Below are 25,433 nucleotides of genomic sequence, written 5' to 3' on the forward strand. Positions count from 1 at the left end.
GCCCCGCCTCGGCCCGGGAGTGGTCCGGGTCGGGGCGGGGCCCTCGTTGTCAGGCGACAGGTCCGGGGCGCGGCGCCAGGTCAGGCGCGGGCCGGACCGGGGTCACTTGCCGCCGGCGAGCTTCTCCCGCAGTGCGGCGAGCGCCTCGTCGGTGGCCAGCGTGCCCGCAGGCTCCTCGGCCTGGCGGCTGGGGGCCGCGCTGGTCGAGGTGGTGGTGCCGGTCGGGGCGGGCTGCGGGTTGGCAGCGGCCTCGGCCTCGGCGGCCCGAGAGGTCTGCACCTGCTTCTGGTGCGCCTCCCAGCGCTGCCGCGCCTCGGCGTACTGGTTCTCCCAGGTCTCGCGCTGCTTGTCGTACCCCTCGAGCCACTCGCCCGTCTCCGGGTCGAAGCCCTCCGGGTAGATGTAGTTGCCCTCGTTGTCGTAGGTCGCGGCCATGCCGTAGAGGGTCGGGTCGAAGTGCTCCTCGCCCTCGACGAAGCCCTCGTTGGCCTGCTTCAGCGACAGCGAGATCCGGCGGCGCTCCAGGTCGATGTCGATGACCTTGACCATCACCTCGGAGCCGACCTGGACGACCTGCTCCGGGATCTCCACGTGGCGCTCGGCCAGCTCGGAGATGTGGACCAGACCCTCGATGCCGTCGTCCACCCGGACGAACGCACCGAACGGCACCAGCTTGGTGACCTTACCCGGCACGATCTGCTGGATCGCGTGGGTGCGGGCGAACTGACGCCACGGGTCCTCCTGGGTCGCCTTCAGCGACAGCGAGACCCGCTCGCGGTCCAGGTCGACGTCCAGGACCTCGACCTCGACCTCCTGGCCCACCTCGACGACCTCGGACGGGTGGTCGATGTGCTTCCAGGACAGCTCGGAGACGTGCACCAGACCGTCCACGCCGCCGAGGTCGACGAACGCGCCGAAGTTGACGATCGAGGAGACGACGCCCTTGCGGACCTGCCCCTTCTGGAGCTTGTTGAGGAACTCGGTGCGCACCTCGGACTGGGTCTGCTCGAGCCAGGCCCGGCGGGACAGCACCACGTTGTTGCGGTTCTTGTCCAGCTCGATGATCTTGGCTTCGAGCTCGCGGCCCACGTAGGGCTGCAGGTCGCGCACCCGCCGCATCTCGACCAGGGAGGCGGGCAGGAAGCCGCGCAGCCCGATGTCGAGGATGAGGCCACCCTTGACCACCTCGATGACCGAGCCGCGGACGACGCCGTCCTCGTCCTTGATCTTCTCGATCGTGCCCCAGGCCCGCTCGTACTGCGCCCGCTTCTTGGAGAGGATCAGCCGCCCCTCCTTGTCCTCCTTCTGGAGGACCAGGGCCTCGATGTGGTCACCCACCGAGACGACCTCTGCCGGGTCCACGTCGTGCTTGATCGACAACTCCCGAGAGGGGATGACACCCTCGGTCTTGTAGCCGATGTCGAGCAGGACCTCGTCCCGGTCGACCTTGACGACGGTGCCTTCGACAATGTCGCCGTCGTTGAAGTACTTGATGGTCTCGTCGATCGCGGCGAGGAAAGCCTCCTCAGAGCCGAGGTCGTCGACGGTGACCTTGGTGGCGCTCGAGGGGGCCTCGATGCTGCTCGTCATGTGGGCGGTTGCTCCGGTCGGATGGTGTGTCACAGCAGGCTGGTGTCGCGGTGACCTGTGCGCGCCAACGGATCCGTCGGCGGGCCCACCTGGAAATCGCTGAACGAGATCTTGATGTGACTCCGTCGACCGCGCACCTGCTCCCTGCCGAGGCACACGATCCGCGAGCGCATCGTCTACCCTACCCGCTGCATTACCACAGCGTGCAAGCCCTCCCGGCTGCTGATCGCCGCACCACCCGCGAAAGCGGAGATTTCGCCCCAGCGGGCACACCCGACCCCGGGCTGCCGCCGGCCCCGACCCCGGGCTGCCGCCGGCCCGGGTCCCGACGGGGCCTAGCGTGAGCTGATGGACGACGACAACCGGGTGACCCGACGCCGGGTCGGCGACGCCGAGGCGCGCCGCGCCAACCGCCGCTGGTGGGACGCGGACGCCGACGCGTACCAGGACGAGCACGGGCACTTCCTGGGCGACGTGGACTTCGTCTGGTGCCCGGAGGGGCTGCGCGAGGCCGACGCCCGGTTGCTCGGCGAGGTGGCCGGACGCCGGGTGCTGGAGGTCGGCTGCGGTGCCGCGTCGTGCGCCCGCTGGCTGGCCACCGAGGGCGCCCGGCCGGTCGCCGTGGACCTCTCCGCCGGCATGTTGCGGCACGCCGCCCGAGCCGCCGAGCGCAGCGGCGTACGCGTACCGCTCGCGCAGGCCGACGCGCTGGCGCTGCCGTTCCACGACGCCAGCTTCGACATCGCCTGCACGGCGTTCGGCGCGGTGCCCTTCGTCGACGACTCGGCGGCGCTGATGCGCGAGGTGCACCGGGTGCTGCGCCCCGGCGGCCGCTGGGTCTTCTCGGTCACCCACCCGATGCGCTGGATCTTCCTCGACGACCCGGGTGAGGGCGGGCTGACCGCCGTGCACTCGTACTTCGACACCCGCCCCTACGTGGAGCAGGACGAACGCGGCGTGGCCAGCTACGTGGAGCAGCACCGCACCCTCGGCGACCGGGTCCGCGAGCTGGTCGGCGCCGGCTTCCGGCTGGTGGACCTGGTGGAACCGGAGTGGCCCGAGGGGCACGAGGGAATCTGGGGGCAGTGGAGCCCGCTGCGCGGGCGGCTCTTTCCCGGCACCGCCATCTTCGTCACCGAGAAACCCGCCGGCTGAGCCCGCACCGCTGATGCGACCCGGGCCACCGTGAGCGGCGGCAGGCTCGCCGCTGATCTGCCCGCCCTGCCGGACGACGCCCCCCGCGTCGAACCCGGCTGCGGCCGGCGGATGTGATCCTGGCCGTCGAGGTGGTCTCGCCCGGCACCCGACGGGTCGACCGGTTTGCCAAGCCGGGCGAGCCCTTCGAGATCAAGCTGTCGATCGGCGACATCACCCCGTAGCACCCGTCCCGCCCCTGTCGTTTCCGCCCGGGGACCCGGGGTAACCCGGCGCATGGCCGACAAGGAGTTCCGCACCGGCGACCACGTCTCCTGGGCCAGCCACAGCGGCCGGGCGTACGGAGTCGTCAAGGAGAAGCTGACCGAGCGCACCCACGTACGCGGACACGCGGTGAACGCCTCGCCGGAGGAGCCGCAGTACCGGATCCGCAACGACGACTCGGGCAGGGACGTCGCCCACCGGCCGGAGGTGTTGCGCCGTGAGCAGCCGTGACGATCCCGACCAGACCTACCGGGAGTTCACCGAGGCGGTGAACATGAAGCCCGGTGAGCTCTCCACCTGGTTGGAGACCGAGGAGTCCAAGCACGTCGGCTGGCGCAAGGGCAGCAAGGGCGGCGAGTCGGTCGGGCACGAGTCCGGCCGCAAGATCATCGACCTGCTGCGACGCAAGCGCGACCAGCTCACCGAGGCCGACTACAAGCACATGCGCAAGGTCGTCGGGTACGTCCGGCGGCACATGGCGCAGCGGCCGAGCGGCGATGTCCGCTCGACCCGGTGGCGGTACTCCCTGATGAACTGGGGCCACGACCCGGTCAAGGGCAAGCTGCCGCCACCCGGCGGCCCGTCCCGCAAGGCCCTCCAGCGGCACGGCGCCCCACCGAAGTCCCGCCGGGCCCGCCCGGCGTGATGTCACGTAGTCACCGGAAGAGCAGCCGAAACCGCTATCCGACCGTGGCAGTCAGGCCCTCACCTGCGCGGCCGTCTGCGATGAGCGCTTCGATTCTCGCCGCCACCGCTGGCAGCCCACCGTCGCCGAGGCGGCGGCCGGCCCGCAGTTCGATGAGGTGACGGATGACCGTCAGGTGCTCGGTGAGATCGGCGGGGCCGGGCGGGTAGCTGTCCTGCCGCAGTTCCGCGACGGTCGCGGAAACCGCGGTGACGACGTGGCCGAGCTGAGTGCCCGCCGTGCGGGAGAAATCAGCCAGGTCGATGCCGGCCTCCCGAGCTGCGTCCAGGGCTCGCAGGAGACCGAGCTGGGCGTCGTACCACACCCCGAAGAGGGCGAGGTCCCACACCGCAGCCGCCTCCGGCTGTTCTCCCGCAAAGCGTGGCCTGCTGAGTAGTTCAAGGGTCGCCTGATGTTGCTCGAACGCGTGCCGCGAGCCGCCGTACAGGATGGTTGCCGCATCGGTGCCGATCGCCTCGGGTTCGACCTGGATCCCCGCGTCGAGGTACCGGCCACCCAGACTGACGATTCGGTAAGCGATGAGCCGCGCCTCGTTGGCGGTGCCCGTGTACATCCCGACGATCGTTTTTCCGGACAGGTCCAGGTCGAGATGGGCGAGGCACTGCTGCACCGCCTCGTAGTTCTTGAGAGTCAGCAGGCTGAGCGGGCTGGCAGCCACCGCGTCCCGAACAGATGTCGCTGCCCGCGCCCCCGCCGCCACCAGGACCGACGCCCGATTCTCGGTGCGGTTCCACACCGTGACGTCGCGTCCACCGCCAAGCAGTCGACGTACCACCGCACTTCCGATGGCCCCCGTGCCGACCACGGTGACCCTGGGAGCTGACTCTTCGACCTCAACCATGCCGCGATCGTCAACCATGAACCTCGCTTGAGGTCAAGCCCGCGGGTCGGCCATCTCCCGGCGCTGCCGGTTGTCGCTGACCGGTCAAGGGCAAGCTGCCGCCGCCCGGCGACCCGTCGCGCAAGGCCCTCCAGCGGCACGGCGGGAACGTCGGGCCCGACCGGCTTGACCCTGCCGCTGACGGCAGGGTTAAACGATCGTCGGCATGAACGATGTGCACCGCAGAGTCGTTGTCGTCACCGGTGCCGGCACCGGTATCGGGCGAGCCGTCGCCCGGGCCCTCAGCGCCGACGACACCCATGTCCTGGCGGTCGGCCGCCGCAGCGCGCCGCTGGCCGAGACCGCGACCGGTCACCCGCTGATCACCCCGTTGGCCGTCGACGTGACCGCCGCCGACGCGCCCCGCCGGGTGGTCGACGCCGCCCTGGACCGGTACGGCCACCTGGACGTGCTTGTCAACAACGCCGGAACCGCCGGCGGTGGCCCGCTCGCCGACTTCGACGAGGCGCACGCCCACGCCCAGTTCGCCACGAACGTGCTTGCCCCGGTCCGGTTGGCCCACGCCGCGCTCGGCGCGCTCACCGCGAGCCGTGGCGTGATCGTCAACGTCACCACGGCGGTGGGTCAGCGGGGCTGGCCGGGCTCCGCGATGTACGCCGCCGGCAAGGCCGCCCTCGACTCGCTGACCCGCAGTTGGGCGGTGGAGCTGGCACCGCTCGGCATCCGGGTGGTCGCGGTCGCGCCCGGCGCGATCGACACGCCCATCGTCGACCACCTGGGCCTCTCCCCGGACCAGCGTTCGGCGCTGCGCCGGTGGCAGCTCGACCACACACCCCTTGGCCGCATCGGGCGCCCCGACGACGTAGCGTGGGCCATCCGGCAACTCTGCGACCCGGCGGCGAACTTCGTCACCGGGGTGGTGCTGCCGGTCGACGGTGGGGCGGTCATCGGCTGACCGACCCACGCGGCGAGTCGACGGTGGGGCGGTCATCGGCTGACCGACCCACGCGGCGAGCGACCGGCGGCACCGGCACGGGCCGCCGGTGCCGAGGGGACAACTCGACGGTGACGGCACGGGCCTTCGATGCCAGGGACCGGTCTCGGCGTGCTGGCACGAAAGGAACGGGTGCGGGCGGTATGCGGATCGGGGAACTGGCCAGGGCCACCGGCAGCACACCCCGGGCGCTGCGCCACTACGAGCAGCACGGCCTGATCGCGTCCCGCCGGGCCGCCAACGGCTATCGGTGCTACGACCCGAACACCGTCACCCGGGTCCGCAACATCCGGCATCTGCTCGCCGCCGGGCTGACCCTCCAGGACGTCGGCTTCTTTCTGCCCTGCCTGGACGGCGACATGACCACGGCCCCACCGTCACCGGGCGGCATCCGGGTGGCGCAGGCCCGGCTCGCCGCCATCGACGCCCGCCTCGCCCAGCAGCACACCATCCGCGACCGCCTCGCTGCCGCCCTCGAAAACATCGGACAACCCCTCGCGGGTGACCGTCACTGACCCACCAACCCGGGTGGGTCAGTGGTCGGCGCTGTTCCAGTCGGGGCCGTCGCCGACCGACACCTCCAGCGGCACGGAGAGCGGGTACGCCCCACCCATCTCCCGCCGGACCAGCTCCTCCAACGCCGTCCGCTCCCCCGGCGCCACCTCGAAGACCAACTCGTCGTGCACCTGGAGCAGCATCCGGGACCGCAGCCCGGCGTCGCGCAGCGCGGTGTCGACGTGCAGCATGGCGACCTTGATGATGTCCGCCGCGGAGCCCTGGATCGGGGCGTTGAGCGCCATCCGCTCGGCCATCTCCCGGCGCTGCCGGTTGTCGCTGACCAGGTCGGGCAGGTAGCGACGGCGGCCCAGGATGGTGGAGGTGTAGCCGTCCTGGCGGGCCCGGGCGACCACCTCGTTGAGGTAGTCGCGCACACCGCCGAAGCCGGCGAAGTAGACCTCCATCAGCCCGCGCGCCTCCTCGGCGCTGATGCCGAGCTGCTGGGAGAGGCCGAACGCGCTCAGCCCGTACGCCAGGCCGTAGTTCATCGCCTTGATCTTGCGCCGCTGGTCCGGGGTGACCTCGGCCACCGGCACCCCGAACACCGACGAGGCGGTGGCGGCGTGGAAGTCGCGCCCGGAGTTGAACGCCTCGATCAGCGCGTCGTCGGCCGACAGGTGCGCCATGATCCGCATCTCGATCTGGCTGTAGTCGGCGGTGAGCAGGCACTCGTAGCCCTCTCCCACCACGAAGGCCCGGCGGATGCGCCGCCCCTCCTCGGTGCGGATCGGGATGTTCTGCAGGTTCGGCTCGGTGGAGGAGAGCCGACCGGTGGCGGCCACCGTCTGGTTGAAGGTGGTGTGGATGCGCCCGTCGTCGGAGACGGACTTGAGCAGCCCGTCGACTGTCGACTTGAGCCGGGCCACGTCCCGGTGGCGCAGCAGGTGGTGCAGGAGCGGATGCTCGGTCTGCGCGTAGAGCCACTGCAACGCGTCCGCGTCGGTGGTGTAGCCCGTCTTGATCCGCTTGGTCTTGGGCAGGTTCAGCTCGCCGAAGAGGATCTCCTGCAACTGCTTGGGCGAGCCGAGGTTGAACTCCCGGCCGATCACCTCGTACGCCCCCTGCGCCGCGGCCTTCACCTCGGCGGCGAAATGCGCCTCCAGCTCGGTGAGGTAGTCGGTGTCGGCGGCGATGCCGGTGCGTTCCAGGTCGGCGAGGACCCGCATCAGCGGTAGCTCCACCCCGGCCATCAGCCGGGCGGACTGCTCGCCGTCGCGGGACAGCTCCGCGTCGATCGCCTCCGCCAGGTCGAGGGTGGCCCGGGCGTACAGCATGAGGTTCTGCTCGGCCTCGCCGTCACCGCCGAGCCCGTCGAGCGTCAGCTGGCCGTTGTCCGGCGCGTCGACCCGCAGCTCGCGGTGCAGGTAGCGCAGCGCCAGGTCGGTCAGGTCGTAGGAACGCTGGTCGGGGCGGGCCAGGTAGGCCGCGATCTGGGTGTCCCGGGCGATGCCGGCCAGGGCCCAGCCGTGCGCGGCGAAGGCGAGCACGGCCGGCTTGCTGTCGTGCAGCACCTTGGGCCGGGCCTCGTCGGCCAGCCAGCCGGCCAGGGCCGCCTCGTCGGCCGCGTCGAGCGCGCTCGGGTCGAACCAGGCCGCCGCGCCGTCGGCGGTGGCCAGCGCCAGGCCGGTGACGCTTGCGGTGTGCCGCCGGTTGGGGCCGGTGTCGAGCTTGACCGCCACCCCGACCGGAGTGCCCGCCGGTGCCTGCGTGGTCAGCCAACCGGCCAGCGCACCGGGTGCGGTGAGCAGCTCGCCGGCCAGCTCGAAGCCCGCCTCCGCCTCCGGCTCGACCGCGTCCAGGTACTGGTAGAGGCGGTCCCGCAGGATGCGGAACTGGAGGGTGTCGAAGACCTGGTGCACGGCCTCGCGGTCCCACCCCGGCCAGCGGGCGTCGTCGGGGCGGACCGGCAGCTCCAGGTCGACGACCAGGCAGTTGATCTCGTAGTTGCGGATCACGTCGGCGAGCCGCTCGCGCAGGCTGTCGCCGGCCTTGCCCTTGATCTCGTCGGCGCGGGCGATGATGCCCTCCACCCCGCCGTACGTGTTGATCCACTTGGCGGCGGTCTTCGGCCCCACACCGGGGACGCCGGGCAGGTTGTCGCTGGTCTCACCGACAAGCGCGGCCAGGTCGCGGTAGCGCTCGGGGGCCACGCCGTACTTCGCCTCGATCGCGGCCGGATCCATCCGGGCCAGGTCGGAGACGCCCTTGCGGGGGTAGAGCACGGTGATCTGCTCGTCGACGAGCTGGAAGGCGTCCCGGTCACCGGTGCAGATCAGCACCGGCAGGCCCGCGTCGCGGGCCTGGCAGGCCAGGGTGGCGATGATGTCGTCGGCCTCGTAGCCCTCCTTCTCCACCACCGGCACCCGCAGCGCGGCGAGGACCTCCTTGACCAGGCTGACCTGCCCCTTGAAGTCGGTCGGGGTCTCGCTGCGGCCGGCCTTGTACTCGGCGTACTTCTCGGTGCGGAAGGAGCGCCGGGACACGTCGAAGGCGACCACGATGTGGGTGGGCCGCTCGTCACGCAGCACGTTGATCAGCATCGAGGTGAAGCCGTACACCGCGTTGGTCGGCTGGCCCGTCGTGGTGGAGAAGTTCTCCACCGGCAGGGCGAAGAAGGCCCGGTATGCCAGGGAGTGTCCGTCGACGAGGAGCAGGCGCGGCGTCGTAGCTGTCACGGTGGCGACTCTAGTCCGTACCGCCGACAACTCCGCGATACGGGCGCACCCACCCGAACCGCGATCCGCCGTACCTGGTGGCGGGCGTGCGGGAAGGAAACGGGAAGGCGCGGCGGCGAGGCTGGGATGCCGGCACCGACGCCCGGCGCGTGCCCGGGCATGGCGGATCCAATTCGGGGGCGGGCGGACCACCGACCGTGGGCCGCCCGTCAGGTTCCGCCGGGCGCTGTGGCACCAGGGCGCGGGCCGGCCCCACCCGAACCGGTCCGCGCCCGCCTGCTCCCCTGGGCAAGATCCGGCGTACTAGGCTGTCGGCTCCGCCACCCTGCCTAGCCACTTCGGGGACGCCGTTGGAGCTCCGCCTGCTCGGTCCCATCGAGATCGGCCACGGTGACACGTCGATCGTTCCCGGTCGCCGGATGCACCGCCTGCTACTGGGCCTGCTGGCGCTCCGGCCCGACACCGTCGTGCCCAGCGACGACCTGGTCGAGGCGCTCTGGCAGGGCCGTGCTCCCCGGACCGCCCGCTCGATGATCCACTCGCGGATCTCCGAGCTGCGGGCCGCCCTGGCCGACGCCGGACTCGGCGCGGACCGAATCGCGATCCTGACCGCCGGGGACGGCTACCGCCTGGTGCTCGACCCGGCGGCCGTGGACGCGCACCGGTTCCGCCAACTACTCGCCCGCGCCCGTGCCGAGCCGGCGGGTCTCGACTGGCCGCGGCGGCGCGACATGCTGCGCGAGGCCGTCGGCCTGTGGCGCGGGCCGGCATTCGGCGGCTGGTTGCCACACCGCCCGGCACCCCCCGAGGTGCAGGCGCTCGAAGAGGCCCGGCTCACCGCCCTGGAACAGTGCTACGAGGCGGAACTCCACGCCGGGACCGACGGCACCTCGGTGGTGGACGCGGTGGCGCCGCTGGCCGCCCAGCATCCCAGCCGGGAACGGTTCACCGCGCTGCTGATGCGGGCGTACGTCGCCGCCGGACGCGCCGGAGAGGCGCTGCGCGCGTACGAACGGCACCGCCGCTGGCTCGCCGCGGAGCTGGGCAGCGACCCGGACCCCGAGCTGCGGCGCCTGCACCTGGAGCTGCTGCGGTCACTGCCCCCGGCGGCGGTCGGGGCGGCCGACGCACCACCCGGCCCCGCCCAGCTGCCGGCCGCGCCGGCCGGCTTCGTGGGCCGGCGACAGCAGCTGGACCAGCTCGACGAACTGGTGGCAACCGGGACGCGGACTGTCGCCCTGGTCGGGCCGCCGGGAGTCGGCAAGACCGCGCTGGCGCTGCGCTGGGCCCACACCCATTTTCGGCGACCCGACGTCACCGGAGCGCTCTACGCCGACCTGCGGGGCAACGACGACGACCCGCCACTGCCGGCGGAGGCGGTGCTGGAGCGGTTCCTGCGCGCGCTCGGCGTACCGGGCGAGGCCGTGCCGGCCGACCCGGAGGAACGGGCGGCCCGCTACCGGACGGAGCTGGCGCACCGGGCGGGCATGGTGGTGGTGCTGGACAACGCCGCCTCCTCCGCCCAGGTCCGGCCGCTGCTGCCCGGCAGCGGCGAGCACCTGCTGCTCGTCACCAGCCGGTACCGGCTCGACGGGCTGGTGGCCTCGCACGGCATCGGCCGGCTGTCGATGCAGCCGATGACCGAGCAGGAGGCGGCCGAACTGCTCGCCCGGTCCGCCGGGCCGGCGGAGCGCGCCCCGCTGCGCCGCGTCGCCGCGCTCTGCGACCGGCTGCCGCTGGCCCTGCGGATCGCCTCCGCCCGGCTGGCCGAGAGCGGCGCGGCGGAACTGGCCGACCGCCTGGCCGGCGAGGGCTCCCGGCTGGGTCTGCTCGCCACCGAGGACGTGTCGGTCCGGGCGGCGCTCGGCGTCTCCGTGCGGGCGCTGCCGGACCCGGCCCGGACGATGTTCCGGCACCTCGGCGTGCACCCCGGCCAGCGGCCCGCCACCCGGGCCGCCGCCGCGCTGGCCGGTGTGCCGGTCGAGGTCGCCCGCCGGCTGCTCGACAAACTGACGGCAGCCCACCTGGTGCAGGCGGTCGCCGAGGACCGCCACCAGCTGCACGACCTGGTCCGGCTCTTCGCCGCGGAACAGGCCGCCATCCGGCCCGAGGAGGCCGATGCCGCCCTGCTGCGCGCCCTGAGCTGGTACCGGGACGCCACGAACGAGGCGGACCGCACGCTGCGTCCGGCGGAGCGACCCAACTTCGACTCGCCCGACCCGGGCCTCACCTTCACCACCCCGGCAGCCGCCCTGGCCTGGCTGGACGCCGAGGCCGACAACCTGGTCGCGGCGGTCGAGTCGGCCGCCGCCCGGCATCCCCGGCTGGCCTGGCAGATCGCCGCCGCGATGTACGGCTGGCTGTTCCGCCGGCAGCACCGGGACCGGTGGGTGCAGCTGTACACGCTGGCCGGCGAGGCGGCCCGGCTGGCCGGCGACGTCGGCGGCGAGGCGATGATCGCCGGTCGGCTGGCCATCCCGCTCAGCCTGCTCAACCGGCACGACGAGGCGGCCCGCAGCTGCGGCCGGGCGTACCAGCTCCGGCAGGCGTCGGGCGACCGGCTCGGTGCCGCCACCGCACTGCTGAACCTCGCCGCCATCGAGAACAACGCCGGCCGGCCCGAGGAGGCGATCCGCCGGCTCACCGAGGCCGAACGGCAGAGCCGGACCCTCACCGAGGCCACCCACCTGCGCGCCCTGGTGCGCAGCAACCTCGGCGAGGCGCACCTGCTGACCGGCCGGTACGCGCAGGCCGTCGCCCACTACACCGCCGCGCTGGAGCTGGCGGAGGCCGGGTGCGGGGCACGCGACGTGGCGGAGATCCTGGTCGGGCTGGCCCGTACCCACCGGGAGGCGGGCACGCCGCGCGACGCCCTGTCGTACGCCGAACGGGCCGTCGCGCAGGCGCAGACGGCCGGTGACCTGCTGATCGAGGCGGAGGCGCGGGAGCAGTCCGGGCGGGCCCGGATCGACCTCGGCGACCTGCCGGCCGGGCTGGGCGAGCTGCGCGACGCGCTGCGGACGTACCGCTCGAAGGGGCATCGCAGCACCGACGCGCTGGCCCGGTACGTGGCGGGCCTCGCCGGCGACGACGCGACCTGAACCGACCCGCAGACCCGGCGCGGCCTGAACCGACCCGCGGTACCCGGTGCGGCCGGAAACCGACCCGCGGCACCCCGGTGCGGCCCGTGACCGGCGCACCGGGTACCGCGCGGCTCAGAGCACCTTGGCCAGGAACGCCTTGGTGCGCTCGTGTTTCGGGTCGGCGATCACCTCGCGCGGGTTGCCGGACTCGACCACCACGCCGTCGTCCATGAAGACGAGCGAGTCGCCGACCTCGCGGGCGAAGCCGATCTCGTGGGTCACCACGATCATCGTCATGCCGTCGCGGGCCAGGTCCTTCATCACGTCCAACACCTCGCCCACCAACTCCGGGTCGAGCGCGCTTGTCGGCTCGTCGAAGAGCATCAGCTTCGGCCGCATGGCCAGCGCCCGGGCGATCGCCACCCGCTGCTGCTGCCCGCCGGAGAGCTGGCTCGGGTAGTTGCCCAGCTTGTCACCGAGCCCGACCCGCTCCAGCAGCGCCACCGCCCGGTCCCGCGCCTCGGCCCGCTTCTCCCGGCGCACCAGCAGCGGCGCCTCGGTGACGTTCTCCAGGGCGGTCTTGTGCGGGAAGAGGTTGAACCGCTGGAACACCATGCCGATCGAGCGGCGCTGCGCGGCCACCTCCTTCTCCCGCATCTCGTGCAGCTTGCCGCCGCGCTCGCGGTAGCCGATCAGCTCGCCGTCCACCCAGATCCGACCAGCGTTGATCTTCTCCAGGTGGTTGATGCAGCGCAGGAACGTCGACTTGCCCGAGCCGGAGGGCCCGAGCAGGCAGCACACCTCACCGGCGCGCACCTCCAGGTCGATGCCCTTGAGCACCTCGATGGAGCCGAACGACTTGTGCACCTGCTCGGCCCGGACCATGGGACCCGACTCCGTGGCCGGCACGCCGGCCTGGGCCGGCACGCTCACCTGCGTCATACGCCCCCTGCCCCTCCGGCGGCACCGCCGCCACCGACCGCCATGCCCCGCAGCCGGGCCTTCGCCTGCCCGGCCCGACCGGTGCCCTTGGCGAAGTGCCGCTCCAGGTAGTGCTGGCCGACCAGCAGCACGCTTGTCAACAGCAGATACCAGATGGTCGCCGCGACCAGCATCGGGAAGACCTGGAAGGTCCGGCTACCGACCGCCCGGAGCTGGAAGAACAGCTCGGCGGAGACCGGCACGAAGGCCACCAGCGAGGTGTCCTTCAGCATGGCGATCGTCTCGTTGCCGGTCGGCGGGACGACGACCCGCATGGCCTGCGGCAACACGATGCGGCGCAGGATCTGGGCGCGGGTCATGCCCAGTGCCTGGGCAGCCTCGGTCTGTCCCTCGTCCACCGACTGGATGCCGGCTCGGATGATCTCCGCCATGTAGGCGGCCTCGGAGAGGCCCAGCGCCAGCATGCCGGCGACGAAGCCGGTGAGGATGTCCACCGCCGAGAAGCCGAAAAGCCTCGCCTCGAAGTCCTGCACCCCGAAGAGCGCGCCGATCTGCCGGTCGAAGGGCAACCCGAACTCGATCCGGGCCCAGAGGATGCCCAGGTTGCCGAAGAGGATCGCCAGCACCAACCGGGGCACCGCCCGGAAGAACCAGGTGTACGCCCAGGCGACGGCACGCAGGACCGGGTTCCCCGACAGCCGCATGATCGCGATGACGACGCCCAGCACGATACCGATCAGCATGGCGGTCACGAGCAGCGCGATGCTTCCGCGCACGCCGGCCATGATCGGCGGGCGGAACATCTCGTTCACCATGAACGACCAGTTGAACGCCTGATTCGTCACCAGCAGGTGCACGAACATGGCGACCAGCACCCCGATCACGGCGACGGCGACCCACCGCCCGGGATGCCGCACGGGCACGGCCTGGATGGGTTCCGGCCGTGCCCGCTCGGGTGTATCGGTGTCGATCGACATGTCAGCTGGTCGGGTTCAGTGCCGGGGAGGTGATGGCACCGCCCTCGACGCCCCACTTCTTCAGCGCCGCCTCGTAGCTGCCGTCGGCGATGACCGCCTGCACGGCCTCCTGGAGCACCTCCGCGAACGCGGTCTGGTCCTTCTTCACCGCGTAGCCGTACGGCGCCGACTCGTAGATGTCGCCGAGCACCTCCAGCTGGCCGTTGCTCTGCTGCACCGCGTACGCGCCGACCGGCGAGTCGGCCAGCATGGCGTCGTTCTTGCCGCTGACCACTGCGGCCGTCGCGTCGCTCTGCGCCTGGTACTGGTCGATGCTGATCTCCGGCTGACCGGCGCCGGTGCACTTCTTCGACCGGGCCTGGATGTCGTCGAGCTGGACGGTGCCGACCTGTACGGCGATCTTCTTGCCGCAGGCGTTGTCCGGGTCCACCTGAGCCGGGTTACCGGCCTTGGTGGCCCACTGCGTGCCCGCGGAGAAGTAGCTCACCATGTTGACGGTCTGCAACCGCTCGGCGTTGATGGTGAACGAGGAGACACCGACCTCGTACTTGCCGGAGTCCACCCCCGGCAGGATCGCGTCGAACGGGGCCGACTCGTACTCCGCCTTCAGGCCGAGCTTCTGCGCCACCGCGTTGAACAGCTCGATGTCGAAGCCGATCACCGTGCTGCCGTCGGTGTCGAGAAACTCCGCCGGGGCGTACGTCGCGTCGGTGCCGACCTTGATCACGCCGTCGGACTTGATCGTGTCGGGCACCTTGGCGGCCAGGTCCGCATCGGCAGCCGCGGTGACGGTGGCACCGGCGCCCGGCTGGTCGGTGCTGTCCTGCTCGCCGCAGGCGGCCAGGGAGAGGGTGAGCAGCGCCGCACCGGTCACGCCGAGCACGGCCCGACGGCGACCGTTGAAGTTGAACAACATGTGGTACTCCTTGCTGAGAGGGGTGACGGCTGGTCAGGCCACGCCGAGGTAGGCCTCCTTGACCGCCGGGTCGTGCAGCAGCTCCGCGCCGGTGCCCTCCTTGACGATCCGGCCCGTCTCCAGCACGTACGCGCGGTGCGCCCGGGCGAGGGCCTGCTGCGCGTTCTGCTCCACCAGCAGGATCGTGGTGCCCTGCTCGTTGATCTCCGTGATGATGCTGAAGATCTGCTGGATCAGCATCGGCGCCAGCCCCATCGACGGCTCGTCGAGCAGCAGCAGCTTCGGCCGGCTCATCATCGCCCGGCCGACGGCCAGCATCTGCTGCTCACCGCCGGAGAGCGTGCCACCGACCTGCTTGCGCCGCTCCGCCAGCCGGGGGAACAGCTCCAGCACCCGGGCCAGGTCCTTGGCCACCTCGGGGCGGTCCCGCCGGGTGTAGGCACCCATGTCCAGGTTCTCCAGCACCGTCATGCCGGGGAAGATGCCCCGACCCTCGGGCGCCTGGCAGAGCCCACGGCGCACCCGCAGGTCGGCCCGGAGCTTGGTGATGTCCTCACCGGCGAACCGGATGCTGCCCGAGGCCACCGGACGGATGCCGGAGATGGCCCGCATGGTGGTCGACTTGCCGGCACCGTTGGCCCCGATCAGGGCCACGATCTCGCCCTCGTTCACGGTCAGGCTGATGCCGTGCAGCGCCTTGATCCGCCCGTAGAGCAGACTGACGTCTTCGATCTCAAGCAACGTCGTCATCCGGCACCCCCAGGTAGGCCGCGATCACCCGGTGGTCCTCGCGCACCTCGGCGGGGAGCCCTTCAGCGATCTTCTTTCCGAACTCCAGCACCACGATCCGGTCGGTGACCCCCATGACCAGCCGCATGTCGTGCTCGATGAGCAGCACGGTGACGCCCTGGTCCCGGATCTTGCGGATGAGCTGGAGCAGCTCCTCCTTCTCCGCCGGGTTGAAGCCGGCGGCCGGCTCGTCCAGGCAGAGCAGCACCGGGTCGGTGGCCAGCGCCCGGGCGATCTCCAGCCGGCGCTGCTCGCCGTACGACAGATTGCGCGCGGCGTCGTGCATCCGGCCGGAGATGCCGACGAAGTCCAGCAGCCGCCGGGCCTTCTCCAGCCCGTCGCGCTCCTCCCGCTGGTGCCGGGGCAGCCGGAACAGCGCGGAGAGCACGCTGGTCTTGTGGTGCGCGTCGGCACCCACCTGGATGTTCTCCAGCGCCGTCATCTCCGGGAAGAGGCGGATGTTCTGGAACGTCCGCGCCATGCCCATCTTGGTGATGTGGTGCTTCTTCTTGCCGGTGATCCGCTCGCCGCGGAACCGGATCTCGCCCTCGGAGGGCTGGTAGATCCCGGTCATCGCGTTGAAGCAGGTGGTCTTGCCGGCACCGTTGGGGCCGATCAGCCCCAGGATCTCACCCTTGTAGAGGGTGAAGTCCACGTCGTTGAGGGCCACCACGCCACCGAAGCGCAGCGTGACGTGGTCGACCTCCAGCAGCGGCTCCCGGGCGGCGGCGGTGGACTCCACCGCCGGCGCGCCGGCCTGCTCGGGAACGGTCGGCTTCTGCACGGTCTCACCCACCGACGATCACCTCCTTGCGACGATCCTTGAACTCCGCCGCTCGTCGTCGGTTCGGTATCAGACCCTGCGGCCGGAAGATCATCATGATCACCAGCACCAGGCCGAAGAACATGAACCGGTACTCGTACAGCTCGATGCCGAAGAACTCGATGCCGCGGAACCGCTCGATCATGTACGCCACCAGGCCACCGCCGACGATCGCGCCGACGATGTTGCCCGAACCGCCGAGGATGACCGCGGCCAGGATGATGATCGAGTTCAGCAGCTCCAGGTTCTGCGAGCTGACGAAGTTCTGCTTGCCGGCGAAGAGCGCCCCGGCCAGGCCACCGATGAACGCACCCGAGGCGAACGCCCAGAGCTTGAACTTGAACGTCGGCACACCCATCAGCTGCGCCGCGTCCTCGTCCTCCCGGATCGAGATCCAGGCCCGGCCGACCCGGCTGCGGTTCAGGTTCCGCACGCCGATGACCACCAGGATGATCAGCGTGAGGACCAGCCAGTAGTACGGCCGCGGGTCCAGCACGCCGAAGATCGGCTTGCCGTCGGAGTAGTTGCCCGGCGGGTGCGGAATCTGGTTGAAGCCCCGCTGCCCCTTGAGGAACTCCGAGCTGGTCGCCGCGACCCGGATCATCTCGGCGAAGCCGAGCGTCACGATGGCCAGGTAGTCGCCGCGCAACCGCAGCGTCGGCGTACCCAGCATCACCCCGGAGATCATGGTGAGCACCAGCGCCACCGGCAGGGCCAGCAGCCACGGCCAGAGCGTCTTGAGGTCACTGCTCGGCGAGGTCAGCACCGCCACCGTGTACGCACCGACCGCGAAGAAGCCGAAGTAGCCCAGGTCGAGCAGGCCGGCGAAGCCGACCACGATGTTCAGGCCGACCGCCAGCAGCACGTAGATGGAGATGGTGAAGAGCACCTGCCCGAAGTTCGAACCGGTGGTCGGGATCGGCCCGAGCCACTGGTAGAACTCCCGGTTCGGCAGCGCGTAGAAGAAGACGATGACCGCCGCGATGACGGCCCAGCGCATCCAGCGTGGCGCGTTGTGCCACCGCTCGGAGACCGCGTGGCGGCCCGAATCGATCCATTCCCTCACGCTTGTCATGCGCGGGCCCTCCCCAACGACTCGCCCAGCAGACCGGTCGGCCGGAACATCAGCAGCACGACCAGCACCACGAAGGCGACCAGGTCCTTCCAGTTCGCCCCGAACAGGGCGGAGGCGTAGTTCTCGACCAGGCCGAGCAGCAGCCCGCCGATCAGCGCGCCGCGCAGGTTACCGATGCCGCCGAGCACGGCCGCGGTGAACGCCTTCAGCCCGAGCAGGAAGCCGACGCTGTAGGTCAACGTGCCGATCCGGATGTCGTAGAGCATGCCGGCGACCCCGGCCATCACCCCGCCGATGACGAAGACCACCAGGATGATCCGGTCCTTGTTGATCCCCATCAGCGCCGCGGTGTTCTGGTCCTGGGCGACCGCCCGGATACCCCGGCCGATCCGGCTGCGGTTGATGAACAGGTCGAGCGCGACCATCATCGCCAGCGCCGACCCGATGATCAGCAACTGCACCACGGTGACTTCCGCACCGAAGATGGTGAACAGCACGTCGTTCTTGACCACTGTGGGAGCACCGACCGGAAGCCGGCGGGTGTAGATGCCGAACGCCTCGGCGATCGCGATCGACGCACCGATCGCGGTGATCAGGAAGGCCAGCGGCGGAGCGTTGCGCTTGCGCAGCGGCCGGTACGCCACCCGCTCGATCACCGTCGCGGTGCCGGCCGAGGCCACCGCCGCGATCAGGGCACCGACCAGCAGATAGAGCATGATCGAGCCGAAGCCGCTGACCACCGAGTCACGGTCCAGCCCGAGTGCGGCCCAGCCCCAGATGGCAGCGAACGCGCCCGCGATAAAGACCTCGGAGTGAGCGAAGTTGATGAGTCTCAGCACGCCGTAGACCAGCGTGTAACCCAGCGCGACAAGGGCATAGATGGCGCCCACTGTCAGCCCGGTTATCGTGTATCCCCCGAAATCGGAGAACAGGGCGTTGAAGTCCAAGGAAGGCACTCCGTACAGGATGAAGAAACATGGGGGTGCGGCCGGGAGTCAGCTCCCGGCCGCACCCACGATCACCACTCGACCGATCTAGCAGCAACCGGTGTCGTTACCAGGACTTCGGAATCTCCTTGGCCGGCACGATCTTGCCGCCCTGCACCACGTAGGCGAACACCCGCACCGACTCCGGGTCGAGGTCACCGTTCTCGGTGAACTTGTAGTTGGCCGCGACGCCCTGGCCGGTGTAGCCCTTCACGAACTCCAGCAGCTTGGCACGGTCGGTGTTACCGGCCTTGATGCCCTCGAGCAGGATCTTCGCGGCGTCGTACGCGGTGTCGCTGTAGGTACCCGGGTCGACCCCGTGCAGCGCCTTGTAGTCCTCCTCGAAGGTGCCACCGGTCTCGCTGGCCGGCATGCAGGGGCAGGTCAGGATGCTGCCCTCGGCGGCGGCCGCGCCGGCGCCCTCGATGTAGGCGGCGTCGTTGGAGCCGTCGCCGGCGACCAGGGTGGCGGTGACCCCGGCAGCGGTGAGCTGCTTACGGATCAGGCCGGCCTCCTGGTAGTAGCCGCCGTAGTAGACCGCGGTGGCACCGGAGGACTTGACCTTGGTGACGGTCGCCGAGAAGTCGTTCTGCTTGCCGTCGCCCTGGACCTTGTCACTGCCGACGACCTTGGCGCCGAGGGTCTTCTTGACCTCGTCGGCCAGGCCAGCGCCGTAGGCGGACTGGTCGTCGATGACGTAGACCTTCTCGGCCTTCAGCTCGTTCTCGATGTACCAGGCGGCCGCCGGGCCCTGGTAGAGGTCGTTGCCGACCGTCCGGAAGAAGGTGTTCCACCCCTGGTCGGCCAGGTTCGGGCGGGTCGCGGACGGGGTGACGTGCACCAGGCCGGCCTCGGCGAAGAGCGGGTTGGCGGCCTCGGACTCACCCGAGAACGCCGGGCCGACGATGCCGAGCAGCTGGGTGTCGTCGATCGCCTGCTGCGCCAGCGCCGGGGCCTGCTCCGGGTTACCCTGGGAGTCCAGCGGCACCAGGGTCACCTGGCAGTCGGCGTTCTCCTTGTTGTACTGGTCGACGGCGAGCTTCACGCCGTTGTTCTCGTTGATGCCGAGCGCCGCGGCCGGGCCGGTGAGCGCACCGAAGAACGCGATCTTGCTGCCGCAGCCGTCACCGCTGGCCTCTTCGGATCCACTGTCAGACTTGCAGGCGGTCGCGCCACCCAAGGCGAGAGCGGCAATCGCCACTCCACCGACCAAACGTACGAGCTTCTGCCTCACGGCCCGAACCCTCCTCCGTCCCATGGTCCGAACCACCCGCTGCCTATTGGCCCTTGCGAGGGCGGACGAACCAGACCGTCGTCGCGGTCTGGGGCCGGACGTTATCCCACGGTGTAGCGGTGGCGTAAGTCCCGGGAGGGGCCGTTGACCGAACCGTTACACGCCGTGGCGGATAGGGGGCGATCGCTGTAAGAAGCCGCCGGCGAAGCAACGGTTACGAGAACTTTTCACCTTTGTTTCGTCGCCGCCAGGCCACGCCGCCCACCGAATCCGTCACGACCCCGCCCACAACTCCCCCCACCAGGCACGGGACCCGTTCCCGGGGTCGGCCAGCAGCACCAATTGATCTTCATGGACGGTCACCACCAGCCCCGAATCGCCGCCGGGCGACACCTGCACCGGCAACGCGACAGACCGCCACGAATCTCCAGCGTCCGGGGAGAACCACAGCCGGTGACCCCCGGCATCGGCCGTCACCACCACCACCCGATCACCGCTGGCCGCCAACGACCGCACCGAAGGCGCACCCGCACCGACCCCACCGAAGGAACCCACCCAGCGCCCCTCCGCCCCCGCCCACCGCCACACCCCGAAACCACCGAGCACCGGACCGACCGCCAGCACCGCACCGCCCGCCATGCCGATCACCCGCTGCGCCTGACCACGCCCCTCCGCCCCCGGCAACACCAGCCGCCGCCACACCCGCGCATCCGGCGAGGTCCAGGCCACCGGCGACACACCGGCCCCAAGCACCACCCCCACCACCAACCACCCCGACGGCACGGCCACCGCGTCGTACGCGAGCGTGCGTCCCCGACCGTCGCTCGCCAACTCCGGCAGCCCCTCGTGCAGCGTGAAACGCTCCCCGTCCGGGGCGGTCCAGACCGCCGCCCCGGCCACCCGGGTCCCCACCAGCAGCCACCCACCCGGCCCGGCCGCCAACCGGGAAACGCGCACCGCCCGCTCCCCGCCGAACAACCCCACCGGTGCAACCACCTCGCGGAACACACCATCCGGCCCCTGCGACCAGGTGGCCGTACGAGGATTCCCGTGCGCGCCCCCACTCGCCGCGCCCAGCGCCACCACCCGCCCGCCCCGACAGGCCACCGCGTAGAGCACCTGCCGGCGACCGTAAAAACTCGACGGTACGGTCCGCAGCACCGTCCACTCTCGACCGTCCAGGCTGACCCAGGCCGCCGGACCGGTCCGGCCGGCCGCGTCGGCGACCCCGCCGACGGCGTACCAGCGCCCGGCACAGATCACCGCGTCGCGCACCATGCTCCGGTCAGTACCACCGGACGGCGCGGGCAGCACCGTGGACTGCCAGGCCAGGCGCAGCGGCACCGCAGCTGCGGGCCCGCCCGGTCCGGTGCAACCGGCCAACACCACCGCCAGGCACACAACGACCGGGATCAGCCGCCGGATCGACACGACGTCGATATTATCGACGCCTACCGCTTCCGGCGGACCCGACGGTCGCTCAGGGAGCCGGCTGGGTCACCTCGCCACCAGCGGTCTCGGCGAGAATCCGCTCGGAGACCTCCTTCATGGTCATCCGGTGGTCCATCGCCGTCCGCTGGATCCACTTGAACGCCTGCGGCTCTGTCATGTTGTACGTGGTCATCAGCGCGCCCTTGGCCCGCTCGACGGTCTTGCGGACCTCCAGCCGATCGGTCAGCCCGGCGACCTCGGCCTCCAGCGCGGCGATCTCCGAGTAGCGGGACAGCGCGATCTCCACCGCCGGCACCAGGTCGCTCTTCTGGAAGGGCTTGACCAGGTACGCCATCGCACCCGCCGCCCGAGCCCGCTCCACCAGGTCACGCTGGCTGAACGCGGTCAAGATGATTACCGGAGCGATCCGGGCACCGGCGATCCGCTCGGCGGCGGCCAGCCCATCCATGATCGGCATCTTGATGTCGAGGATGACCAGATCGGGCTTCAACTCCTCGGCCAACCGGACGGCGGTTTCGCCGTCGCCGGCCTCCCCGACCACCTCGTAGCCCTCTTCGGCCAGCATCTCGGCCAGGTCCAGCCGGATCAGCGCCTCGTCCTCGGCGATCAACACCCGCCTGCGCGCGGCATCCGTCTGCGTCTCGGCCACGAGCCACTCCCACCATCGTTTCCGGCACGGCTACCACCCATGCTCTCGCACGAGAGTAGTCGGGTACAGTAAGCCCCACTCGCCGGGATGGTGGAACGGCATACACGGAAGTCTCAAACACTTCTGCCCGAGAGGGCTTGCGGGTTCGAATCCCGCTCCCGGCACTTCCGTCATACACGTGTTCGATGATGCTGAGGCGCATCCTCCCGAAATGCGGGCACGTGTCCGCGCACTTCGCGCCCAGGGTCACAACATCCGCTCGGTGGCCCGCATCCTGTCGCTGCCCTACACCACGGTCTGGCACTGGTGCGTCGACCGGCCCGAACCCGCCATGCCCAGCAGCGCCGCGCGCTGCTTCCGCTGCCGGCCGGACCAGGACCGTCCGGCCGACCCGGCGGCCTACGCCTACCTTCTCGGTCTTTACCTGGGTGACGGCCATCTCGTCACCAGCGCTCGGGTGCCGGTTCTCCGCATCTACTGTTCCGACGCCTGGCCGCGGACCGCCGGCTGAGGTCCCGATCGGGCGGGCCGGGGTCAGCCAGCGCCTCGGGCGTCGGGCCGGCGTCCGGGCCCATCCGGCCGGCGAGTTCGCGTCAGCTCGTGGCGAGCGCCTGGGCCAGGTCGGCGCGGAGGTCCTCCGGGTCCTCCAGGCCGACCGAGAGTCGCAGCAGTCCGTCGACGGGCTTGGCGTGCCGTTCGACCGGGCGGTGGGTAAGCGATGCCGGGTGCTGGATGAGGGTGTCGACGCCGCCGAGGGAGACGGCGTGGGTGATCAGCCGGCAGGCGCCGGCCACCGCCGCCGCGGCGGGTGCGCCGCCGCGTACCTCGAAGGCGAGCAGGCTGCCGGGGCCGGACATCTGCCGGCCGACGAGCCCGGCCGGGTCGTCGACGCCGGGGTGGTGTACCCGGATCACCGCCGGGTGGTCGCTGAGCCAGGCGGCGAGCTTCTCCGCGCCGGCCTGCTGGGCGCGTACCCGCAGCGGCAGGGTTTGCAGGCCGCGGTGCAGCAGGTACGCGCCGAGCGGGTGCAGGATCGCGCCGGTGAGGGCGCGGACCTGTCGTAGTTGGACGGCCCATTCGGCGTCGCAGGCCAGCACTCCGGCGAGGACGTCGCCGTGGCCGCCGATGCTCTTGGTGGCGCTGTGCAGGACGAGCCGGGCGCCGTGCCGGGTGGGTTGCTGGAGCACCGAGGTGGCGACGGTGTTGTCGACGAGCAGTGGCACCGGCCCGGCGGCGTCGGCCAGCGCGGCGATGTCGATCAGGTCGAGGGTGGGGTTGGCCGGGGTCTCGGCGATCACCAGGGCGGTGTCGGGGCGGATGGCGGCGGTGACCTCCTCGGGGCGGGCCCAGCTGACCTCGGTGCCGAGCAGTCCGGTGGCGAGTACGTGGTCGGTGCCGCCGTAGAGGGGGCGGACGGCGACCAGGTGTCGTTTGCCGGTGCGGGTGGCGGCGAGCAGGGCGGCGGTGAGGGCGGCCATGCCGCTGGCGAAGGCGACCGCCTCGGTGGTGTCTTCGAGTTCGGCGAGGGCGGTTTCGAAGCGGGCCACTGTGGGGTTCCAGAGCCGCTGGTAGACGGCGCTGGTGCCGGCGGGTGCCGGGTTGCCGGTGGCCAGGGTCTCGTACGCGTTGCCGCCGGCGTCGACCGACGGTAGCGGGTTGGTGGTCGACAGGTCGATCGGCGGCACGTGGACGCCGAGGGCCGCGAGGTCGTCGCGGCCGGCGTGCACGGCTCGGGTGTCCACGGTCACCATGCCGGACAGGATCGAACAAGCCGCTGGTCAAGGGCAATACCTCCGAACATCATTCGTGGAAAACGCCTTCCGTGTTGAAGTGGTTCGGTGGAGGATGGCCGAATGCCCCTCGCATCGAACGATGTACGGCCGTTCGCGGCCCTCGACGACACCGACCGCGCGATCCTGGCCGAGTTGTCCGCCGACGGGCGGCTGCCGAACAATGCCCTCGCCGAGCGGGTGGGGGTGGCCCCGTCGACCTGTCTGGCGCGTACCCGGGCGCTGCGGGAGAGCGGTGCGATCCGTGGGTTCCATGCCGAGGTGGATCCGGCGGCGGTGGGGCTGCCGTTGCAGGCGCTGGTGTCGGTGCGGCTGACCGAGCATGCCCGGGCGGCGGTGGATGCGTTCCGGGCGCGGTCGGTGCGGTTGCCCGGGGTGGTGTCGGTGTTCCACGTGGCCGGTGCCGAGGACTACGTGCTGCATGTGCGGGCCGCCTCGGCGGAGGCGTTGCGGGACTTCGTCCTGGATCATCTGGCGGTGGATCCTGCGGTGCAGCACACCCAGACCAGTCTGATTTTCGAGCAGGCGCGCGGGATGGGCTGATCACACCGGCACCGGAGTGGGAACAAATCCGGCATGGGGCGGGTTGGCCAGGCGTGTGATCGACGTACCGCTCTCTGTTCTCGACCTTGCCCCCGTCGCGGCTGGCGCTTCCGCCGGTGAGGCGCTGCGGCACACCACCGAGTTGGCCCGGCGCACCGACGAGTTGGGTTACCACCGGTTCTGGGTGGCCGAGCACCACAACATGCCGGCCATCGCGTCGTCGGCGCCGGCCGTGCTGATCGCGCATCTGGCCGCGCGGACCGAACGGATCCGGCTCGGCTCGGGTGGGGTGATGCTGCCCAATCATGCTCCGCTGGTGGTCGCCGAGCAGTTCGGGACGTTGGAGGCGCTGCATCCGGGCCGCATCGACCTGGGCATCGGCCGGGCGCCGGGCACCGATCGGGTGACCGCGTTGGCGTTGCGCCGGACCATGGAGGGGCTGTCGGCCGAGGGTTTCCCGCGGGAGCTGGCCGATCTGATTGACTACTTTGCCGACGACTCGGGTGGGCCGATCACGGCCACTCCGGGGCGTGGCCAGCGGCCGGCGGTCTGGTTGCTGGGTTCCAGCGGGTTCAGCGCGCAGTTGGCCGGGGCGTTGGGGTTGCCGTTCTCGTTCGCGCACCATTTCAGCGCGGAGAACACGTTGCCTGCGTTGGCGTTGTACCGGCAGAGTTTCCGGCCGTCGCGGTGGCTGCGGGAGCCGTACGCGATGGTTGCGGTCAATGCGGTCTGTGCGGATTCCGACGAGCGCGCGGAGTGGCTGGCGGGGCCGGCCGGGTTGTCGTTCCTGCGGTTGCGTGCCGGGCGTCCGGAGCCGCTCGCCACGCCGGAGGAGGCGGCGGCGTATCCGTACACGGATCTGGAGCGGGAGTTCGTGGCGCAGCGCCGTGCCGGTCAGGCGACGGGTTCGCCGGAGACGGTGCGCCGCCAGTTGGGTGAGCTGTTGGCGCGTACCGGTGCGGACGAGTTGATGCTGACCACGATGGTGTACGACGTGGCCGACCGGGTGCGCTCGTTCGAGTTGATCGCCGAGGAGGTCGCCGGGGGGCTGCGTGGCCGGGCGGCGGGGTTGGGCGGCTGACGTGGCCGGCCGCCGGAGCCGGTGACGGCTGAGGCGGCGGAGTCGGCGACGGCTGTGGCGGCGGAGCCGGTTACGGCTGAGGCGGCGACCGTTGCACGGTGGCCCAGGTCACAGCGGTTCGGGACCATGAAACATGAGCTTCATGACAGCGTCACCCTCGCGACGCGGAGGGTGCCTAATGTTGGTTCCGGTGGTGGTACGGCACTCCCCGGTCGGGACGGGTCGGGGGTGCCGCGGTGTGGGGCACCGGGCCGCAATTGAGCGGATTCCGCGATTGCGGCCCGGTGCCTGTTCCGTTTTTCCTACCTTC

The 25,433-nt window shown here is 71.0% G+C and carries 23 protein-coding genes and 1 tRNA gene; 10 read left to right on the forward strand and 14 right to left on the reverse strand.

The features are described 5' to 3' along the window. Window positions 1-102 precede the first annotated feature (102 nt). Entirely contained in the window at window positions 103-1,590 is a 1,488-nt protein-coding gene (gene rpsA / locus AC507J_RS02445; RefSeq protein ID WP_117227135.1) for a 30S ribosomal protein S1, read from the reverse strand. Between the two features lie 348 nt (window positions 1,591-1,938). On the opposite strand from rpsA, the gene AC507J_RS02450 reads away from it, so the two are divergent. The 3 genes from AC507J_RS02450 to AC507J_RS02460 all read left to right on the forward strand — a co-directional run bounded on the left by AC507J_RS02450 (window position 1,939) and on the right by AC507J_RS02460 (window position 3,655). Further along, window positions 1,939-2,745 carry a class I SAM-dependent methyltransferase gene (locus tag AC507J_RS02450; protein ID WP_496287396.1) on the forward strand — a complete coding sequence of 269 codons (807 nt, stop codon included), beginning with the start codon at window positions 1,939-1,941 and terminating at the stop codon, window positions 2,743-2,745. Between the two features lie 276 nt (window positions 2,746-3,021). Then, window positions 3,022-3,240: a hypervirulence associated TUDOR domain-containing protein gene (locus AC507J_RS02455; RefSeq protein ID WP_496287397.1), complete on the forward strand. Its 219-nt coding sequence runs from the start codon at window positions 3,022-3,024 to the stop codon at window positions 3,238-3,240. After that, complete coding sequence (locus AC507J_RS02460; RefSeq protein WP_496287398.1) at window positions 3,227-3,655, forward strand: DUF3140 domain-containing protein; 429 nt, start codon at window positions 3,227-3,229, stop codon at window positions 3,653-3,655. Before AC507J_RS02455 ends, AC507J_RS02460 begins: the two co-directional genes overlap by 14 nt. Window positions 3,656-3,689: 34 nt before the next feature. Here the strand turns inward: AC507J_RS02460 and AC507J_RS02465 are convergent, their stop codons facing one another. Next, entirely contained in the window at window positions 3,690-4,574 is an 885-nt protein-coding gene (locus AC507J_RS02465; protein WP_496287399.1) for an NAD(P)-dependent oxidoreductase, read from the reverse strand. 187 nt (window positions 4,575-4,761) lie between these two features. Between AC507J_RS02465 and AC507J_RS02470 the strand changes: the two genes are divergently transcribed. Together AC507J_RS02470 and AC507J_RS02475 are read left to right on the forward strand one after the other, a co-directional pair. After that, the gene (locus tag AC507J_RS02470) at window positions 4,762-5,511 is read left to right on the forward strand and encodes an SDR family NAD(P)-dependent oxidoreductase (protein WP_496287400.1); all 750 of its coding nucleotides are present in this window, start codon (window positions 4,762-4,764) and stop codon (window positions 5,509-5,511) included. 182 nt (window positions 5,512-5,693) lie between these two features. Next, window positions 5,694-6,065, forward strand: coding sequence for a MerR family transcriptional regulator (locus AC507J_RS02475; protein WP_496287401.1), 372 nt, complete (start codon window positions 5,694-5,696; stop codon window positions 6,063-6,065). A gap of 18 nt (window positions 6,066-6,083) precedes the next feature. On the opposite strand, the gene polA is transcribed toward AC507J_RS02475, so the two are convergent. Next, complete coding sequence (gene polA / locus AC507J_RS02480) at window positions 6,084-8,783, reverse strand: DNA polymerase I (RefSeq protein WP_496287402.1); 2,700 nt, start codon at window positions 8,781-8,783, stop codon at window positions 6,084-6,086. 350 nt (window positions 8,784-9,133) lie between these two features. On the opposite strand from polA, the gene AC507J_RS02485 reads away from it, so the two are divergent. Further along, window positions 9,134-11,884, forward strand: a complete 2,751-nt coding sequence (locus AC507J_RS02485; RefSeq protein ID WP_496287403.1) for an AfsR/SARP family transcriptional regulator — start codon at window positions 9,134-9,136, stop codon at window positions 11,882-11,884. Between the two features lie 114 nt (window positions 11,885-11,998). Here the strand turns inward: AC507J_RS02485 and AC507J_RS02490 are convergent, their stop codons facing one another. The 10 genes from AC507J_RS02490 to AC507J_RS02535 form a co-directional block, all read right to left on the reverse strand. Then, window positions 11,999-12,808: an amino acid ABC transporter ATP-binding protein gene (locus AC507J_RS02490; RefSeq protein ID WP_496287404.1), complete on the reverse strand. Its 810-nt coding sequence runs from the start codon at window positions 12,806-12,808 to the stop codon at window positions 11,999-12,001. Next, entirely contained in the window at window positions 12,805-13,785 is a 981-nt protein-coding gene (locus AC507J_RS02495) for an amino acid ABC transporter permease (RefSeq protein WP_496287405.1), read from the reverse strand. The genes AC507J_RS02490 and AC507J_RS02495 overlap by 4 nt, the downstream gene beginning before the upstream one ends. Before the next feature lies 1 nt (window position 13,786). Further along, window positions 13,787-14,701, reverse strand: coding sequence for an ABC transporter substrate-binding protein (locus tag AC507J_RS02500; RefSeq protein WP_496287406.1), 915 nt, complete (start codon window positions 14,699-14,701; stop codon window positions 13,787-13,789). 33 nt (window positions 14,702-14,734) lie between these two features. Then, entirely contained in the window at window positions 14,735-15,451 is a 717-nt protein-coding gene (locus AC507J_RS02505; protein ID WP_496287407.1) for an ABC transporter ATP-binding protein, read from the reverse strand. Continuing rightward, window positions 15,435-16,274 carry an ABC transporter ATP-binding protein gene (locus AC507J_RS02510; RefSeq protein WP_496287631.1) on the reverse strand — a complete coding sequence of 280 codons (840 nt, stop codon included), beginning with the start codon at window positions 16,272-16,274 and terminating at the stop codon, window positions 15,435-15,437. Before AC507J_RS02510 ends, AC507J_RS02505 begins: the two co-directional genes overlap by 17 nt. A gap of 4 nt (window positions 16,275-16,278) precedes the next feature. Continuing rightward, a complete protein-coding gene (locus AC507J_RS02515; protein ID WP_496287408.1) occupies window positions 16,279-17,388 on the reverse strand; it encodes a branched-chain amino acid ABC transporter permease in 1,110 nt (369 codons plus the stop codon). Next, window positions 17,385-18,335 carry a branched-chain amino acid ABC transporter permease gene (locus tag AC507J_RS02520; RefSeq protein ID WP_496287632.1) on the reverse strand — a complete coding sequence of 317 codons (951 nt, stop codon included), beginning with the start codon at window positions 18,333-18,335 and terminating at the stop codon, window positions 17,385-17,387. Before AC507J_RS02520 ends, AC507J_RS02515 begins: the two co-directional genes overlap by 4 nt. A 106-nt stretch (window positions 18,336-18,441) precedes the next feature. Then, the gene (locus AC507J_RS02525) at window positions 18,442-19,608 is read right to left on the reverse strand and encodes a branched-chain amino acid ABC transporter substrate-binding protein (RefSeq protein ID WP_496287409.1); all 1,167 of its coding nucleotides are present in this window, start codon (window positions 19,606-19,608) and stop codon (window positions 18,442-18,444) included. 273 nt (window positions 19,609-19,881) lie between these two features. Further along, window positions 19,882-21,039, reverse strand: coding sequence for a hypothetical protein (locus tag AC507J_RS02530; RefSeq protein WP_496287410.1), 1,158 nt, complete (start codon window positions 21,037-21,039; stop codon window positions 19,882-19,884). A 49-nt stretch (window positions 21,040-21,088) separates the two neighbouring features. Further along, entirely contained in the window at window positions 21,089-21,709 is a 621-nt protein-coding gene (locus AC507J_RS02535; protein ID WP_496287411.1) for an ANTAR domain-containing response regulator, read from the reverse strand. Between the two features lie 81 nt (window positions 21,710-21,790). Between AC507J_RS02535 and AC507J_RS02540 the strand changes: the two genes are divergently transcribed. Continuing rightward, window positions 21,791-21,873, forward strand: a tRNA-Leu gene (locus AC507J_RS02540). A 47-nt stretch (window positions 21,874-21,920) separates the two neighbouring features. Further along, complete coding sequence (locus AC507J_RS02545) at window positions 21,921-22,220, forward strand: hypothetical protein (RefSeq protein ID WP_496287412.1); 300 nt, start codon at window positions 21,921-21,923, stop codon at window positions 22,218-22,220. Window positions 22,221-22,302: 82 nt separating this feature from the next. On the opposite strand, the gene AC507J_RS02550 is transcribed toward AC507J_RS02545, so the two are convergent. Next, on the reverse strand, window positions 22,303-23,460 hold the full coding sequence (locus AC507J_RS02550) for a trans-sulfuration enzyme family protein (RefSeq protein WP_496287413.1): 1,158 nt from the start codon (window positions 23,458-23,460) through the stop codon (window positions 22,303-22,305). A gap of 102 nt (window positions 23,461-23,562) precedes the next feature. On the opposite strand from AC507J_RS02550, the gene AC507J_RS02555 reads away from it, so the two are divergent. Together AC507J_RS02555 and AC507J_RS02560 are read left to right on the forward strand one after the other, a co-directional pair. Continuing rightward, the gene (locus AC507J_RS02555; RefSeq protein ID WP_496287414.1) at window positions 23,563-24,042 is read left to right on the forward strand and encodes an Lrp/AsnC family transcriptional regulator; all 480 of its coding nucleotides are present in this window, start codon (window positions 23,563-23,565) and stop codon (window positions 24,040-24,042) included. A gap of 55 nt (window positions 24,043-24,097) precedes the next feature. Beyond that, complete coding sequence (locus tag AC507J_RS02560; protein WP_496287415.1) at window positions 24,098-25,123, forward strand: LLM class flavin-dependent oxidoreductase; 1,026 nt, start codon at window positions 24,098-24,100, stop codon at window positions 25,121-25,123. Window positions 25,124-25,433 lie beyond the last annotated feature (310 nt).

It is taken from the genome of Micromonospora sp. PRAS1, assembly GCF_059553435.1.

What these genes read in the sequence shown, in the direction of transcription:
- AC507J_RS02495 (WP_496287405.1), bottom strand. Translation starts at nt 13,785, where the DNA reads ATGTCGATCGACACCGATACACCCGAGCGGGCACGGCCGGAACCCATC.
- AC507J_RS02465 (WP_496287399.1), bottom strand. Translation starts at nt 4,574, where the DNA reads ATGGTTGACGATCGCGGCATGGTTGAGGTCGAAGAGTCAGCTCCCAGG.
- AC507J_RS02490 (WP_496287404.1), bottom strand. Translation starts at nt 12,808, where the DNA reads ATGACGCAGGTGAGCGTGCCGGCCCAGGCCGGCGTGCCGGCCACGGAG.
- AC507J_RS02455 (WP_496287397.1), top strand. Translation starts at nt 3,022, where the DNA reads ATGGCCGACAAGGAGTTCCGCACCGGCGACCACGTCTCCTGGGCCAGC.
- AC507J_RS02505 (WP_496287407.1), bottom strand. Translation starts at nt 15,451, where the DNA reads ATGACGACGTTGCTTGAGATCGAAGACGTCAGTCTGCTCTACGGGCGG.
- AC507J_RS02515 (WP_496287408.1), bottom strand. Translation starts at nt 17,388, where the DNA reads ATGACAAGCGTGAGGGAATGGATCGATTCGGGCCGCCACGCGGTCTCC.
- AC507J_RS02500 (WP_496287406.1), bottom strand. Translation starts at nt 14,701, where the DNA reads ATGTTGTTCAACTTCAACGGTCGCCGTCGGGCCGTGCTCGGCGTGACC.
- AC507J_RS02555 (WP_496287414.1), top strand. Translation starts at nt 23,563, where the DNA reads ATGCCCCTCGCATCGAACGATGTACGGCCGTTCGCGGCCCTCGACGAC.
- AC507J_RS02475 (WP_496287401.1), top strand. Translation starts at nt 5,694, where the DNA reads ATGCGGATCGGGGAACTGGCCAGGGCCACCGGCAGCACACCCCGGGCG.
- AC507J_RS02450 (WP_496287396.1), top strand. Translation starts at nt 1,939, where the DNA reads ATGGACGACGACAACCGGGTGACCCGACGCCGGGTCGGCGACGCCGAG.
- AC507J_RS02545 (WP_496287412.1), top strand. Translation starts at nt 21,921, where the DNA reads ATGCGGGCACGTGTCCGCGCACTTCGCGCCCAGGGTCACAACATCCGC.
- AC507J_RS02470 (WP_496287400.1), top strand. Translation starts at nt 4,762, where the DNA reads ATGAACGATGTGCACCGCAGAGTCGTTGTCGTCACCGGTGCCGGCACC.
- rpsA (WP_117227135.1), bottom strand. Translation starts at nt 1,590, where the DNA reads ATGACGAGCAGCATCGAGGCCCCCTCGAGCGCCACCAAGGTCACCGTC.
- AC507J_RS02550 (WP_496287413.1), bottom strand. Translation starts at nt 23,460, where the DNA reads ATGGTGACCGTGGACACCCGAGCCGTGCACGCCGGCCGCGACGACCTC.